The 15,571-nt window shown below is 32.0% G+C and carries 12 protein-coding genes and 2 riboswitches; of the genes, 1 reads left to right on the top strand and 11 read right to left on the bottom strand.

From position 1 onward, the window contains the following. The first annotated feature begins 11 nt into the window (after positions 1-11). Positions 12-1,154 (top strand): glycine cleavage T C-terminal barrel domain-containing protein, encoded by a 1,143-nt coding sequence (locus tag AC5SL4_RS03880; protein WP_494587104.1) that lies wholly within the window; start codon positions 12-14, stop codon positions 1,152-1,154. 127 nt (positions 1,155-1,281) lie between these two features. On the opposite strand, the gene AC5SL4_RS03885 is transcribed toward AC5SL4_RS03880, so the two are convergent. The 11 genes from AC5SL4_RS03885 to phoU form a co-directional block, all read right to left on the bottom strand. Further along, on the bottom strand, positions 1,282-2,187 hold the full coding sequence (locus AC5SL4_RS03885) for an aminotransferase class IV (protein WP_494587105.1): 906 nt from the start codon (positions 2,185-2,187) through the stop codon (positions 1,282-1,284). Positions 2,188-2,279: 92 nt separating this feature from the next. Next, complete coding sequence (locus AC5SL4_RS03890; protein WP_271564929.1) at positions 2,280-2,465, bottom strand: hypothetical protein; 186 nt, start codon at positions 2,463-2,465, stop codon at positions 2,280-2,282. Positions 2,466-2,509: 44 nt separating this feature from the next. Continuing rightward, positions 2,510-3,055 (bottom strand): invasion associated locus B family protein, encoded by a 546-nt coding sequence (locus tag AC5SL4_RS03895; RefSeq protein WP_494587106.1) that lies wholly within the window; start codon positions 3,053-3,055, stop codon positions 2,510-2,512. Continuing rightward, the gene (locus AC5SL4_RS03900) at positions 3,055-4,776 is read right to left on the bottom strand and encodes a ShlB/FhaC/HecB family hemolysin secretion/activation protein (RefSeq protein ID WP_494587107.1); all 1,722 of its coding nucleotides are present in this window, start codon (positions 4,774-4,776) and stop codon (positions 3,055-3,057) included. The genes AC5SL4_RS03895 and AC5SL4_RS03900 overlap by 1 nt, the downstream gene beginning before the upstream one ends. Positions 4,777-4,783: 7 nt before the next feature. Further along, complete coding sequence (locus AC5SL4_RS03905) at positions 4,784-9,913, bottom strand: beta strand repeat-containing protein (RefSeq protein WP_494587108.1); 5,130 nt, start codon at positions 9,911-9,913, stop codon at positions 4,784-4,786. A gap of 413 nt (positions 9,914-10,326) precedes the next feature. Then, positions 10,327-11,673, bottom strand: a complete 1,347-nt coding sequence (locus tag AC5SL4_RS03910; protein ID WP_494587109.1) for an NAD(P)/FAD-dependent oxidoreductase — start codon at positions 11,671-11,673, stop codon at positions 10,327-10,329. A gap of 117 nt (positions 11,674-11,790) precedes the next feature. Continuing rightward, the gene (locus AC5SL4_RS03915) at positions 11,791-12,342 is read right to left on the bottom strand and encodes an OsmC family protein (protein WP_494574628.1); all 552 of its coding nucleotides are present in this window, start codon (positions 12,340-12,342) and stop codon (positions 11,791-11,793) included. 4 nt (positions 12,343-12,346) lie between these two features. Then, positions 12,347-12,411: riboswitch (SAM riboswitch) on the bottom strand. Between the two features lie 3 nt (positions 12,412-12,414). Further along, positions 12,415-13,476, bottom strand: a complete 1,062-nt coding sequence (locus AC5SL4_RS03920) for a homocysteine S-methyltransferase family protein (RefSeq protein ID WP_011282189.1) — start codon at positions 13,474-13,476, stop codon at positions 12,415-12,417. A gap of 66 nt (positions 13,477-13,542) precedes the next feature. Beyond that, positions 13,543-13,607, bottom strand: a riboswitch (SAM riboswitch). A 292-nt stretch (positions 13,608-13,899) separates the two neighbouring features. After that, a complete protein-coding gene (locus AC5SL4_RS03925; protein WP_006996714.1) occupies positions 13,900-14,106 on the bottom strand; it encodes a DUF1737 domain-containing protein in 207 nt (68 codons plus the stop codon). Between the two features lie 85 nt (positions 14,107-14,191). After that, positions 14,192-14,872, bottom strand: coding sequence for a phosphate regulon transcriptional regulator PhoB (gene phoB / locus AC5SL4_RS03930; protein WP_011282191.1), 681 nt, complete (start codon positions 14,870-14,872; stop codon positions 14,192-14,194). Further along, positions 14,872-15,570, bottom strand: coding sequence for a phosphate signaling complex protein PhoU (gene phoU / locus AC5SL4_RS03935; protein WP_011282192.1), 699 nt, complete (start codon positions 15,568-15,570; stop codon positions 14,872-14,874). The genes phoB and phoU overlap by 1 nt, the downstream gene beginning before the upstream one ends. Position 15,571: the final 1 nt, after the last annotated feature.

The raw sequence follows: 15,571 nt of genomic DNA on the forward strand, positions 1-15,571 counted from the left end.
AGGTTTTGAAAATGGAAGATAAAAAAAACTTCGGTTTTGGAACACAGATTAGAAAATCCCCTTACTTTAATTCAACTGTTAAATGGGGTGCAACTGGCTTTTCAGTTTACAATCACATGTATATTCCTCGTGACTTTGGTTCTCCTGAACAAAACTTTTGGAATTTAGTCAATGAAGCAATTTTATGTGATGTTGCAGTGGAGCGACAGGTTGAAATTACAGGACCCGATGCTACAAAATTTATTCAACTGTTAACCCCTCGAGATTTATCAAAGCTTGCAGTGGGTCAATGTAAATATGTTTTAATAGTTAATAATGAAGGTGGAATTTTAAATGATCCAGTTTTATTAAGATTAAAAGAAAACCATTATTGGTTATCTCTTGCTGATAGTGATATTTTATTATGGGCACAAGGCGTTGCAGTCAATTCAGGTCTTAATGTTAAAATTTCTGAACCCGATGTCTCCCCTCTTCAATTACAAGGACCAAACTCTGGAAAAATTATGGAGGCTTTATTTGGTGAAAGTATTAATGATCTTAAATATTATTGGTTACGTGAATTAGATTTAGACGGCATTCCTTTAATTGTGTCCCGTACTGGTTGGTCTAGTGAACTAGGTTATGAGTTATATTTAAGAGATGGCTCTATGGGGGACAAACTTTGGGAAAAAATAATGGCAGCTGGTAAATCTTATGGTTTAAAACCAGGTCATACATCATCGATTAGACGTATTGAAGGTGGAATGTTATCGTACCATGCTGATGCTGATATAAACACCAACCCTTATGAGCTAAATTTAGGAAGACTTGTTAATTTAGATACTGATATAAACTTTATTGGAAAAGAAGCTTTACAAAAAATAAACAAGGATGGTGTTAAAAGAAAACAGGTTGGAGTGATCTTAGACTGTGATCCTTTAACTGGACCTAACACTACTTTTTGGGAAATCTTAAAAGACAAACAAATAGTTGGTAAAATTACATCTGCCGTTTATTCACCAAGACTAAAACAAAACATTGCCCTTGCAATGGTATCAATTAATAATTCAGAGATTGGAACAGTGCTCGATGTTAAAATGAATGACAAAATCATTAAAGCAACCGTTGTTGAAAAACCTTTCTATGATCCTAAAAAGAAGCTAGCAAGTTCGTAGCAATAAGAGTATTTATAAATCATGTTAACTCCAAAAGATTATATCTCCCTTTACTTACTAGTTATTATCTTAACAGTAGTCTCAGTTAACTTCATGTACCGTCTCTATTTCTAGTAATATTCCCTATCTATAATATGTCATTTATAGATGTGCTCCACATAGGATCTGAATGCTTATCCCAATAGAGTTTGTGAATTTTTCTTGTAATATCCCCTACCGTTCCTTGTTTAATATTTTCCCCACTTACTTTTGTTATTGGCATTACCCCTCCTGCTGTTGAAGTTGCAAATAATTCTTTAGATGATTTTAACATTTCAATCGTTATAGATTTTTTATTAACTTTGATATTTAGTTCTTTAGCTAAATCAATAACGGTTTGTCTTGTAATTCCTTCTAGTACTCCATGGTCTGGGGTATTAATTCCATTTTCATCAACAGAGAAAATATTAAAGCCTGGGCCTTCAGAGATATTATTATCCTCATCAACTAATAAAGCAGTATGATGTCCTCTCTCATAAGCATCAAGCATACCGGTGACTAAATCCATCCAATGATAATTTTTAATAGTTGGATCAACTGAACTTGGAGGGATTCTTGTTATATCGGTTAAATATACATCTAATCCTTTTTCAAAATCTTCTGGCTTAAGTATCCAACCAAAGGGTACTGCAAAAGCCATAAAACGTGGTGTCGCTTTACGAGGATCTCTAACAAAGTTTGGAGACATTCCTCTTGTTTGTATCATTTCAACATAAGAGTCTTCAAGATCAGCTTTTTTAACACAACCTGCTAATATTTTTTTTATTTCTTCACGACTAAGTCTGCATGGCATTCTCAGTTTTTCTGTTGATTTAAAGAAACGATCAATATGTTTATCTAATTGAAAAAATCTACCCTTCCAAACATGAACAACATCATATGTGGCATCAGATCTTAAAAAACCCCAATCTAAAATAGGAATTTTTGCTTCAGAAAGTTGAATGAACTCACTGTTCATCCATGCCGATCCTTTTGGAAAAATATCACTCACCAACAAACCCTACCAAAACTTAAATCAGGTGTCTAGGTGATGGAATTAGCTAATAGTAAATAGGAATAAAGAGATCTCGGGAATGGTTAATATTGTTATTTAATAATCCAAAAAATGATATTTATTATATAAACCAAAATACCATAAAATAAGAACATTAGAAATTTGTCTTTTCCTGACTTTTCTTTCCAATTTAAAGTAAATAACGCAGATGGTGATGCAACTAGTAAAATAACCCCAACAACAATTACCAATACTGATAAAATTATAAATACATTCATAAATTAACTTTTATCATATATTTTCTTAAATATTAAATCTGTCTTTAATTAATAAGTTTAACCAGATCTAGTTGTTTCGAAGCTTTGGAAAAACCAGCAAGGTTTGTGTCAATATTAATTACTTGTTTATTAGAAAAACCTTTAACGGACATTAGTAGTTTTTGACTTTTTATTAAACTTTCATAAACCTTATCATATTGAGCCTGCTCATCTTTTATTTCAGTATCTGTTTTTAATAAAACTAAACATCCAAAACTCTCACAATTAGCCCATTTTAACTCTATTATTTCGTTATCATCAAATTTTAATTGTAAATTACTTTGCAAATCTATTCCTAGTGGTGAAATTATTGTAATTATTTTATTCAGTTGGTTTTTTGAATTAGTAAATTTTGAATAAATAATTGAAAAATTAATATTAGAATTTTGAATTCTAACTGATTGTGAAACTTCACAATTTTTTTTATCAGTACTTTCTATACATTGATATGTCCAATTTTCATATTGTTGGGTGATTACTTTTGGTGGTAATTCTTCAGCTACTACTAAAGTTGAAACAAGTAAAAAAATAAAAAGATGTATAATTTTCATTAATAATTTTTTGTTAAACTAAAATATGCACGATTTCCTTTTGTAAGTCCATCTACATCTTTGGTTTCTGTATCTGATCCTGAATTATTACCAATTGTAAAAGCATAGGTAGCATTAAAATTAATATCTTTAAATATTGTAGCATCTAAAGCAAAACCCCATCCTCTTAAGATATAATTATTTTTTAGCTTTGGATTTGTTGAATTCCAATTTTCATAAAGATGTTTGTGAAGTTTTATTTTTCCATAATCATAAAAAAGTGTACCTTCAAATTTATCAAAATTTCTCTTAAGCTCTAAGTTTGTAACAAAGCCTAAATCACCAGATGCCTCACTGGATGGATATGCTCTAACACCATTAACTCCACCAAGTGAAAATTGATCAGACCCATCAAGATTATCTGCTGCATATTGACCATTAAATTTAATTAATAAATTTGTTTTTTGATTTAAATTTTGCAATCTATTTAAAATCAAATTACTCTTTAAATTTCTTCCATTGGTATCAGTGGTGGTTTGATCTGTTTCAAAATTTGTTTGATTATCTGTTAAATCAACATCTCCCAAAGAAAAAGATATCGAACCAAAATTTACACCCCCACCAAATGCATTGTCTGTTTTATCAAACCCCACATTTAGCAGAGCTTTTGTGGTGTCTTTATCACTATTATTTCCAGTATTGAGATTATTGACATAGTCGTTTCTTGAAAGTGATAAAGAGGTATTTAGATTAAATCTTAAAGTTTCAATTAATTTTTTACTTAAAGAAAAATTATATTCGGTTGAATAACCAGATGGCATGGTTGAATCAAATGGATCAGACAATTTATATTCCATTTTTGATGTTCTAAATGTTGCCTGGAGACCATTATGACCCAATGGAAAAATTGCACTTAAGGCATAGTAATTAGATTTTTCATACCGGTCTTCATTCAAGACATCTCCCGTCATTGTGCTAGAAAAAATAAATCGTTCTCCAAGATTAAAAAGACCGTCTATATTAATTGAGTTTGATAATCTTCCAGTTCCTGATGATCTGGATCCATGATTATTTGTGATTGTAGATCCTGAAAACATTGGTGTATTAAATATTTGAATTTTAATATCTGTTTCACCAAAGTTTTCTCCTTCTTGAAGTTCAGCTATAGCATTTATTCCATATAAACTATTAATTTGTCTAATATTTTTGTCTAACTGACCTATGTTTAAAACAGATTCTTTTTCTAATTTGTTATTAATAAATTTTTCAATTTTTTTATTTGATAGATTTATTTCAGATGATCCTGTGTCAATTATAATTTTACCTAATTTACCCTCTACAATCTTAATAATTATTATTCCTTCATTAATGTTTTGTTCTGGTAAATAGGCTGTAGCTAGAAAACCTCTTGTTCTATAATAATTTGATATAATGTTGGTTACATTAAGTAAATCATCATAGTTAAGTTCTTGAGAAATAAAATTTTCTATACTTTTTTTTAATTCATCACTTGAATATTTAATATTTCCATCAAATAAAATATCTGTAACTAAAATTTTTAAAAGCTGATCTTGATTATCTTGCTCAATATTAGTTTTGGGCTCAATTAAAGTTTGTTCCTCTTGTTGTTGAGGTAATTGTGGAAGTTCTTTATTAAGATCGTCTACTGTTGGAATAGTTTCAGCATGTAAAGAGCTACTGAATAAAATTAAAAACAAAACTTTTAAAGAAAAATTAAACATAATCTGTTTAACAACTTAGATTTTGATCTACTTCACATGCTCCTAAATCAGGGTTTTCTTTGCTTGTATTTGGATTTAAAAAACTAGCTTTTATTTTTCCACCAGGTCCTTTTAAAAATAATTCTTTAATGTCCCTTGGTGCTTTATTAAAATTATCATTTGAAAAATCATTTTTACTAGATGTGTTTGATTTTATCGTAGCTAAATTATTTCTTGCGCCTTCGAAATTGTTAAAAAATCCTTGAGTATTATTTCTTGGCTTAGGATTTATATCTTTTCCAAAATCAGAGCTATCTCCATAAACAATTTCTACAGATCTTTTAAAACCTATTGATCTATTTCCTGAAAATGAGATGTTTTTAAAAGTATCTAAAAAAGAATTTCTTAATATTTTTGTAATTTGATTTGCTCCTTTCTCGGCTTTTTTTGCTCTATCGTTTGAACTTGATGATGACCCCATAGTTTGTCCCAATCCTTTTTTAGTTCCAACTGGAACAGAGTTATTAATGGTTCCATAATTTCTGTTAATCACTTGATAACCAGTAAGACCATTATAGCCAGCAAGTGCAAGACTTCTTCCAACTGTTGAATTAAAATTTACCACAGGTATAGAATTTGCACCTCGATCAATTTCAATGGCTTTAGCAATCAAAGTGTGTTTTCCTTTAACAGTATCATTTACTGTGCCATTGAATTCAACTTTAGGATCCATTGATAAAAATGTTCTAGTGGTGCCATTCGTTGCTGTACTTCCAATTAATACATCACCATTATAAATTTGCTCTTCATAAGTCATTACATCGCCTTTGAGGGTAATTTCATTAGCATCTACCTCTAATTTATAAAAACTATCTGCTGTATTATTAATGTTTACAACTTCATCATTAAAAGCGTAACCAACTCTATCTCCAAATAAAACATTTCCTGTACCTGCATCAATGTTAAGAGATCTAGCTTTAGCATTACCTTCTCCTTTTAAAGTTCCTTTAAAACTAATATCAGAGTTTGTAGTTGAAATTTCAGCAGGTGTTGCTCTTGACCCCGCTTTTACTACAACGTTGTTATTATAAATCTGTGCACCGGTCGTTGTAATTCCTGAGTCTAATTGAACATTTCCAGAAACTGTTAATGAAGGTAAAGTTATACTTGAAGCTGTTGAAATTCTACCTCCAGAAGAGGTAATTGTTGCAGAACCAAATGAGTTTGCATGACCTGCTTTAAACCCACCGTCTGCAATATTTAATGCACCTGCAAAAGTATTATTGCCACTAAATGTTGAAGTACCTGTTCCACCTAATAATAAAGTACCTGCGCCAGATAGAACACCTGAGTAAGTATTATTTTGAGCAGTATCAATTTCTAAAGTAGCACCAGCAGCTATTGCAACAGTTCCTGCGGCTGTGTTACTTCGTCCCCAGTCTCCATTAAGAACTAATTTTCCAGCATCAATCTGTAAACCAATTGAGCTACTATTTAATTCTTGACCAGATGTTGCAGCAAAAGTTGTTGTGCCTGATCCTTTTTTAATTAAGTTACCTGCAGCAGCGTATCTTGAAATACCACCGGCTACAGAAGTGTTTGCGTTATTTGAACCAAATTCTATATTTCGACCACCCACAAGTCTCCAATCAGTCATATCTCCAGCTAGACCTCCAAGAATAATATTTCCACTTCCACTTGTTCTGCTAAAACCTCTACCAACGTTTGTCCTTGTTGGTGATAAATAAACTGTACTGTTTTGGAAAGCTTTTGGTGTTATTTCAATATTGTTATTACTTCCTGAAGTAAAATTAAATTTTGTATCTCCGGTATAGGTATTCTCTCCATAAAATCTTATTGTTTTTGAACCTGATCTTGTAAAAGTTATTCCACCGATGCCATTTACAACTCCTTGAATGTGTGCGGCGCCGCTTCCACCTGAGCCCGTTTCAATAAATTGCTGACCTGAGGTTGGTAGATTAATACCTCGATTAGCTGACCAGTATGTATGGCCCGCAGTGTTAGAGCTATTTTTACTTCCAAAGATTGCTTTACCACCGTTTTTTAAAATAATGTTATCTGGGTCTACTGATCCTGGTAATGCTCCCCAGTTTCTGTCAGTGAATGCTGCAATAATTCCACCATCAATTACCGTTCCACCTGTATAGGTATTGGTAGCTTTTGGTTCATAGGTTCCTGTTCCAGTAACTAAAACATTTCCAGATCCTGAAATTACACCAGTTGAAATTAAATTTGCACTTGTATCAAATTTAAAAACTCCACTATTTGCAATTGCTCCAGCATATGAACCAGCGCCTAAATTTCCTGAGCCACTTAATGTAAGTGTCCCTGCCGAAATAGTAGTGCTGCCTGTGTAAGTATTATTTCCTCTTAAAAGTAAATTACCATTTCCAGTTTTAGTTAAATTTTTACTGCTTCCACTAATTACTCCATCAATAATTAAATTATTATCAGCTTTGATAGTTGAGTGTGCTCCTAAAGTAATATTTCCATCCCAATACTGACCAAAACCATTTGTTCCACGAAGTGTTCCGCCATTTAAAGTTAGTGCATTAGTTAAAGCGCCATCATCACTTCGATCAATCCAAAGCGTTGCACCACTTGCAACTGAGATTGATCCTGTTCCAAAAACATTATTTGATCTACTTGCGGCACCACCAAATAATGTACCAGCGCTAACTGTTGTGCCTCCTGTATAGGTATTATTTGCTGAAGTGGTTAATCTTGAAGTTCCAGCTTTAACTAAAGCAGTATCTCCACTAATCACTCCTGAAATAGTTGAGCCACCAGAGTTTGTTACTGTCAAATCTCCACCAACTTCTATAGCTTGAGCGCTAAACTGATTTGCAGTTATAGATAAATTGTTTATTGCGGCACCTGCATCTACTGCTTCAATTGATATCGCATTCAAAATTGGATTAACGTCATTGCCATGTAATCTCCCTCCACTATTTTCAGCAGTTCTTCCTGATAATCTAAACATTACATTTGTTGACGCTGCCTCAAATTGATAGGTCAAATATCTTCCTCGATTAACACTGGTGCTTCCAGCATCTAAAGGTCTAAAATCATCTACAATTTTTGTTCCATCTACATAGACATCAAAATATCTATTATAATTTTGTTCTTTAAATAAAGCTTGAATCTTATATTTTTGGCCAGCTGTAGCATTTGTAAATTGGACATAAGGAGAATGTCCCGTTCCACCAGACCATCTAATACCCTTCATTATGTTATTCAAACCTGTGTTGCCATAATTTCTTGAATTCCAATTTTGGATTTCATGTTGGAATGACTCATTTGCATTTGAGGTATTATTAGATGCGCGACCATCTTGAAATGTCACATCACCTATAGTGGTTGCTGTTCCAGCTATGTTAATCGCGTTCAAGAAAGTACCACTAAAATCTAAATCACTTATTGATGTAAAATTACCTTGAGCAAATCCTGCAGAATAATCACCTACTTGTTTAACTACATTAGATGAAAAAGTGACATTTCCCGTGCCAGCATTAATTGTAAAATTATTACTATTTTCTCCAGTAACAGCTCGAATAACACCACTAATATCTACATTACCTCCGTTTGTGGTAAATGTCGTATTGGTTGCTCCAATTTCTAAAATTGTATTTATATCAATAGATAAAGTTCCATTAGAAGATGTAATATTTGCATTCAAAACCGTGGTTGTAGCATCAAATGTTAAAGTAGAATTTCTAGATCCTGAGTAAGAAATATTATTATTTAAAGTGATTGTGTTATCTGCTGTTAACGTTACATCCGTACTTGCTAAGTTAGAGGCATAAGTAGAGGCTTCTGATGATCCGATTGTTAAATCAGTTGGATCAACTAACCAATTTCCATAACTTCCGCTAACAGAACTGGTATTAACTCTAATTCCATTAATATCAAGATCTGCTCCAGAAGTTTCAATTTGACCACCACTGCCATCGATACCTTTAGCTTCTAATGTTCCGCTTACTGTTGTGAGTGAATTTGAATTTTTTATATCAGACCATGCTACAATTGTTCCACCTGATCCACTTGTTAAGGCGTTTGCTGTGATTTTAGAATTTGAATCAATATTTAGATATGTTGCTTGAAGTAAATCACCTGAACCTTGCCAATCTCCACCAATTAAAACTTTTCCTCCCCCTGTTTTACCATCAGCTGATATTGTTGCAGTATTGATATCAATTTCTTTTGCAGTTACTTCTACTGAGCCACTATTTGAAGTGTCAGAGTTAGAATTTAATGTACCTGAAATTGTTGAAGCACCATTTGAACCTGCATCAATTTTAATATCTTTGGCTGTAATTGCTCCAGTATTAGTAACTAATTTAACAATTCCATTCTCTGATATTAAACCATCTGCTTTGGCATTTTCAGTTTTAATTACTTGATCAACAACAGATTGAGCTACATCTGTTTTTAAAGTCACAATTCCATTTTGTGTTTTAATATTTCCCTCATTTTTAACTAAAGTTTTAAGTTTTGAAGGATTGACTGATACCGTTAAAAGATTGCTATCACTTATACTTAATTTTAGATTATCTCCAGCAGCAAGGCTTGTTGCAACATTTGTATTAATAGTTCCTTTATTAGTAATTATTGGAGAAAGCAAAGCAACATACTCACCCTCTATGTTACCTTCGTTTATTAAAGTTGAATTATTGTTAGTTGAAAAGTTATAAGTGCTATTTAAATAATTTTGATTAGTTAAATTTAAAGTTGATAAAATTGCACCCTCAGATCTAATTGCAGACGTAGGTCCAGTTAAAATTCCAGTTGGGTTTACTAAAATTAGACGACCATTAGAAAAAATAGATCCATTGATGATTGATTGACCACTTAATACATTATTTAAAATACTTGATCTTGAGGTTGGTTGATTAAAATGTACTGATGCACTTGAACCTACATTAAAAGTATCCCAATTCACTATTCCTTGATTAGATGTTTGATTTACATCCATCTTTCCAACTTCTGGTATTGAAATTGTTACGTTTCCACTAATTACATTTCCACCAGTTGGAAGTGTTGTTGCTGCAATATCGGCAAATGAATAGGTGTATGGATTTCCAATACTAAGGAGATAGATAAATAACCAAGTTAAAAAACTTTTTAGTCGTTTCATATTTTCTTAACTTGTATTTTGGGTGGGGCATGGTTTAAATTTGAAAACCAACCTTTTTGATTTCCCATGCCCATAGATGTGCACTTGGTTGTAGCACTTAACCAATATGACATAATTGCAGTTTGTTTCATTTTTTTTTGAATTTTATTAAGATTACAAATAATATTTTAAATTAATTTACCAAATGATGCAATTTAAGAAAAATTTCACGGAAATAAGTTTAATAAAAACTTATCGTTTAGTTTGTGATGATTAATAAATCAACTTGAGGTAGCAACAAAAGCTACCTTTAACAAATATTATTTAAAATAAATTTATAAATATAAAATGCTATTTTTTTTATCAGCTTCACTCATAGCGAGTTTCATAACTCAATATTGCGAAACCTCTAATCAGGTGTCTAGGTAATGGAATTAGTTAATATTAAATCTGTCTTTAATTATATAAAACCACACCGCTAATCTAAAATAAAATGTTCTTAACTTAGGGAAGATAAATTTCTTAGGCAATCCTTTATAAATTTTTGAAATATCTAACTCTTTACTGTTTGATAATACTAACTTAGACAATTGTTTTCCAGTCCAAGGAGCAGCACTCACTCCAACCCCATTATAGCCAAATCCATAATAAATCTCTTCATTATCAATTTTACCAATGGAGGGAGTTAATTTTTGAGATAAAGCAATTAATCCCCGCCAATTATAATCAATATTAATGTCTTTCCATTTAGGAAAAATATCTTTTAAAAACTTTTCCATTTTCTTAGACATATTTAAATTAGATTGATCACTGCCACTTAAATCCCCTCTAGTGCCAAATAAAATTCGGTTGTCAGGTAACTTTCGATAATAATATAAAAGATTTTTAGTATTAGCTATTGGTGAAAATGTTGTAAAATTATGTTGGTCAATTTCTTGCTTCGTTAAGACTCTGGTGACAATAATATTTGAAATTACTGGTAAAATTCTTGAATTCATCTCTGGGATTAAACCTTCTTGGTAGAACCCATTTGTTGCAACGACTATTTTTTTTGAACGAATAGATCCTTCTTTAGTCCTTAAAATATAAGCACCCTTATCTTTATCAATTTTATCAACTTTGGTGTGCTCGAAGATTTTTAATTGTTTAGATAAAGCGTATTTTGCAATGCCATTAACAAACTTAAGAGGATTGATTGCAAAACCAGGTTTATATGAAAAGGCTCCAAATTGCTCTGTGCCCCCATGGCCAATTTTATCAAAGTCTTCTTTTGAATAAATTTCAGTTTCAATGCCAAACTCTTCTTTGTAAGCTTTGGCTTGTTCTTTAATATCTTTAAACTTATTTGGATGATGGGCTACAACGTAATTACTATCCCCCGTTACATCACAATCAATATTATATTCTTGTATAATATCTTTTGTATAATTTGAGCCTTCAACAGAGTTTTTAAAGAACTTTTTAGTTTCATCATTGCCGTAAATAGATTGCATCTTTTTAAAAGACATCTTACTTGGCGGTAGAGAACAGAAACCTGCATTACGAGATGAAGCCCCCCAACCTATTTTTCCAGCTTCAACTAAAATGACCTCTAAATTATGATTTTCTATTAAATTAATTGCACAGGATAAACCTGTGTACCCTCCACCTATTACAACAATTTCTGAGCTGACATCTTTATTAAGTTTATCTAGATTTAAATTTTCGCTTGAATGATCTTCCCAATAACTACTAACTGGGGTGTTAAATTGATAAATATCAGAATGATAAATATTTTTCATTAACAAGACCCTAGCACGCAATTAATACTTAATTCTAGTCAAACTTCTAATTTTTTAGGATTTGAAATGAACTTAAAAGACTTAAGCCCTATTTTCATAGGGCTTAAATTAGATTAGTTAAGCAGCACTTGCTCTTTGCTCTATGTGCTCTTTATTATTAGAACTTGAAGAAACCTTTTGAAACAATTTAATAGGAACTCCTTTTGATAAAATATCTAATACCGGGCAATGTGTATTTACCGTATCAATCAATTTATCTATTTCTGCTTTAGGTGATGAAGATTTAATATCAACAGTACCAGAGATGGATTGAAAGCCAGGTCTAGTGTTTTTATTTAAAGCTAAAAAACCCTGAAGATCTAATTCACCTTTTAATTTAACACTAACACTCTCAATATTAATACCCGCTGCTGTAGCAAATGCTTTATAGGTTATCTCCTGACACGTTGCTAACGCTGCTAATATTAACTCTACTGGGCTGGGTCCCTCATCTTTTCCACCAAAACTTTTGGGTTCATCAACAACTAATTTATGCTCTCTAAGAGTGACTACAGATTGAAGTCCTTCCTTAAGAATTGAATTGCTTTCATATTGGACCAAAGCATTTTTGGGGTTGGCTGTAAAATCCTTCTGTAGATTACTGATTGTTTCTTTTAGATTGTTACTCATTTTTTTTCTCCTGTTTTAGTGCTTCGACATATGTCAGGCGCACAATTTAGTTAAATGCCCTTCTTAATTTATTTACGCTTTGTCTCCATATTCAGTCATATGTTTTGGAATTCTTTTATTTTTTCCATACATAAAATGATTTTCCATGTTCTCTCGATATTTACTTGCTGGAACAGTTAAACCAATTGATTCAGCAACTTCCCTAATCAACATTGGGTTTGCTCCACAACATACTCCAAGGTAATTAATGCCTAGGGCATAAGCGTCTTTTGCAAATTTACCTATTTCATATCTATTACAAAAATGTGGGTCCAATGCTGTTGGAAACGTTCTTCCATGAGGCGATGGACATGCACAATTACTTCTGTCCGGTAGATTAAAAAATGTTGGGTAATCTTCACTGGTTCTATAAGGAATAGGTAAAGCTCCAACATGGCATTTAACTGCTTTTCTAATTTCTTTTAAAAAAGGAAACATAGTAGCAGGTCCTCTAAAACAATTTAAACCAACAACATCAGCCCCTAATTGCTCTAGCTCTTTACAGGTATCAACAACGGATTTTCCATCTCTCATTTTATTTTCACCCATTGGAGATATGGTTAATACAGTTGGTAAACCTGTTTTTTTCATTATCTCTAAAGCTTTAAAAGCTTCTTCAGCATAATAAAAAGTTTCACCAATTAACATATCAGCACCTTCTTCAACGGCCCAACCAATCATTTCTGTAAACATTCCTTCAACTTCTTTTTGAGATTGTGGATCATTATGTTTCCAGATATTTGAATTTGAAATATTACCTGCCATCAAATTTGGTTTTGATCCTTTAGGAGTATCTAATGCTACTTTTTTAGCAATTTTTAATGCTGAACGATTTAGTGGTTCAAGAAGTTCTTCTTTACCAATAACACGCATTTTTTCTCTGTGTCCATTATAAGTAAAGGCCTCAACTACATCAGATCCTGCGTGTTGAAATTCTCTATGTAAGTTCTCTAAAACTTCAGGATGATCTAATGACACCATTGGAACAAATTCCCCTGATGACATGTAGCCACGTCTTTCTATCTCAAATAAAAAACCTTCTGCGCATATAACCGGTCCTTTATCTAATCTTTCTTTTAATTTATTTGTGCTCATTTTTTTTCCTCTTGTTTTGGGGAAAAAAGGTCACAAAATAATAAGAGGTTATATTCATAGGCCTCTTTTCTCCTTTTTAGTGCTTAAGCAAATGCAGGGCGCACAATATGGTTCAACTGCCCGGCTTAATTTTATGAAAGATAAAAAAAAACCACCTGTCTAAAGCGGTGGTTGAAGCGTCGCTTTAGCAGGATTTATAACGCGCTCTGCAATTTAACTTAAATCAGCGCAACCAAATATAATCAACTTTCTCTCAAAATGTCAAATGAAATAGATGATGGTTAGAATTAGAAGGATAATGACAATCCAAATAGTAAGATTAGTTAAAAACTGCTTTAATTTAGAATTAGATTGTAGAAAAGCTGGGAGTACTAATAAGAGTATCCCTAGCATATAAACAAAGGGTAATATCTGATCTGCCATTTATATCGATGATAGCTTCATCTTTTTGGAATACTTTTTCTGAGGTGAATTTTTTATAACTGCTTGAGCACAACGCATGACCCCTCTTTTTTTATCAAAAGTCATTTTGGGTTCACCATACAATTTCCATCCATTGGATATGGCCTCCGTTACACGATGGCAAAATTCTGAAGTGTCGTCACTTGTAATAAATCTATAACCTTTCATAATCAGACCTTAACAAGTCCTAAATCATGTGTCTATGTTCAGTTTATTATTATTATTTTAAGTCTTTATGCTTCTACAGTCATTACTAATTTAATGAATAGCCAGCTGATCTTACGGTTCTAATTAATTCTTTAAATCCATCAATATTAATACTTTGTCTAAGTCTTCTTATATGAACATCAACTGTTCTTGTTTCAACATTGATATTATCAGACCAAACATTCTCTAGAATTTGATCTCTTGAGTAAACACGTTTAGGGTTTTTAATAAAAAAATTGATTAAATCATATTCCTTGGGTCCCAAATGAATTTCTTTGTTTTTTCTAAAAACACGTCGTGTTAATCTATCCACCTTAAGGTCTTCGAATTCAACAATATCAGAAACTAATGAGGGCTTAGATCTTCGAAGTAGCGCTTTTATTCTTGCAAGTAATTCTGGGAAACTAAAGGGTTTGGTGATGTAATCATCTGCACCAGAGTTTAACCCTTTAATCTTATCTTCATCCTCACCCTTAGCAGTAAGCATTATGATTGGAATTTCTTTAAATTTTTTTTCTTTTTTTAAAATTTTACAAATTTCTACGCCAGAAAAATCAGGTAACATCCAGTCTAATAAAACAAGATCAGGAAATAATTTTTTAATATCTTCAATACCCTCATTGCCATTGTCTGATGATGAAACTTTATAACCTTCTTTTTCAAGGTTATATTTAACTAAAGTGATAATGGGTTGTTCGTCTTCTACAATATGAATGCTAACGCTCATTAGTTTGGATCAAAATCTTTACCTTTAGGTCTTGCTCCTTCAATATGCTCTCCCTCGATTAGATAAAATAAAGCTTCAGCAATATTAGTAATATGATCTCCTGCTCTTTCAATATTTTTAGTCACAAACAATAAGTGTGTTGCTAGATCTAAATTTTTTTTATCTTTGCTCAAGAAATTTGCAACTTCATTCATTGCGATATGTGTTAAATCATCTACTCTCTCATCTGATTTCCAAATTTTAACAGCAGCTTCTTTTGACTGGTTAAGATAAGCATCCAAAACATCTTTCAATTGTCTTTGAACTAACTCCCCTAATCTTTTTAAACTGGCAATTAACTCTTCTGGAAGATCGCGTGGTAAAGGTTTGATCTTTTTAGCAACACTTTTTGCTAAATCACCAATACGTTCAAGATCACTTGAAATTTTTAAAGTTGAAATAGTTAATCTTAAATCAATTGCCATCGGGGCTCTTTTAACGAGTACTGTTACAATCTGCTCTTCAATAGTTGCTCTTAACTCATTAATTTTTTCATCATTTTTAATAATGTTTTCAGCAGCTTCTTTATCAACTTTGATGATGGCCTCCATTGAGTCTGTCAACTGAGCTTCGACTAAGCTACCCATTTTAATTAAGTTATCATTTAAACTTTGTAATTCATCCTCGTAGGATTTAACAATATGTGTAATATCTGACATG

Source organism: Candidatus Pelagibacter sp. PS_02 (assembly GCF_059418065.1).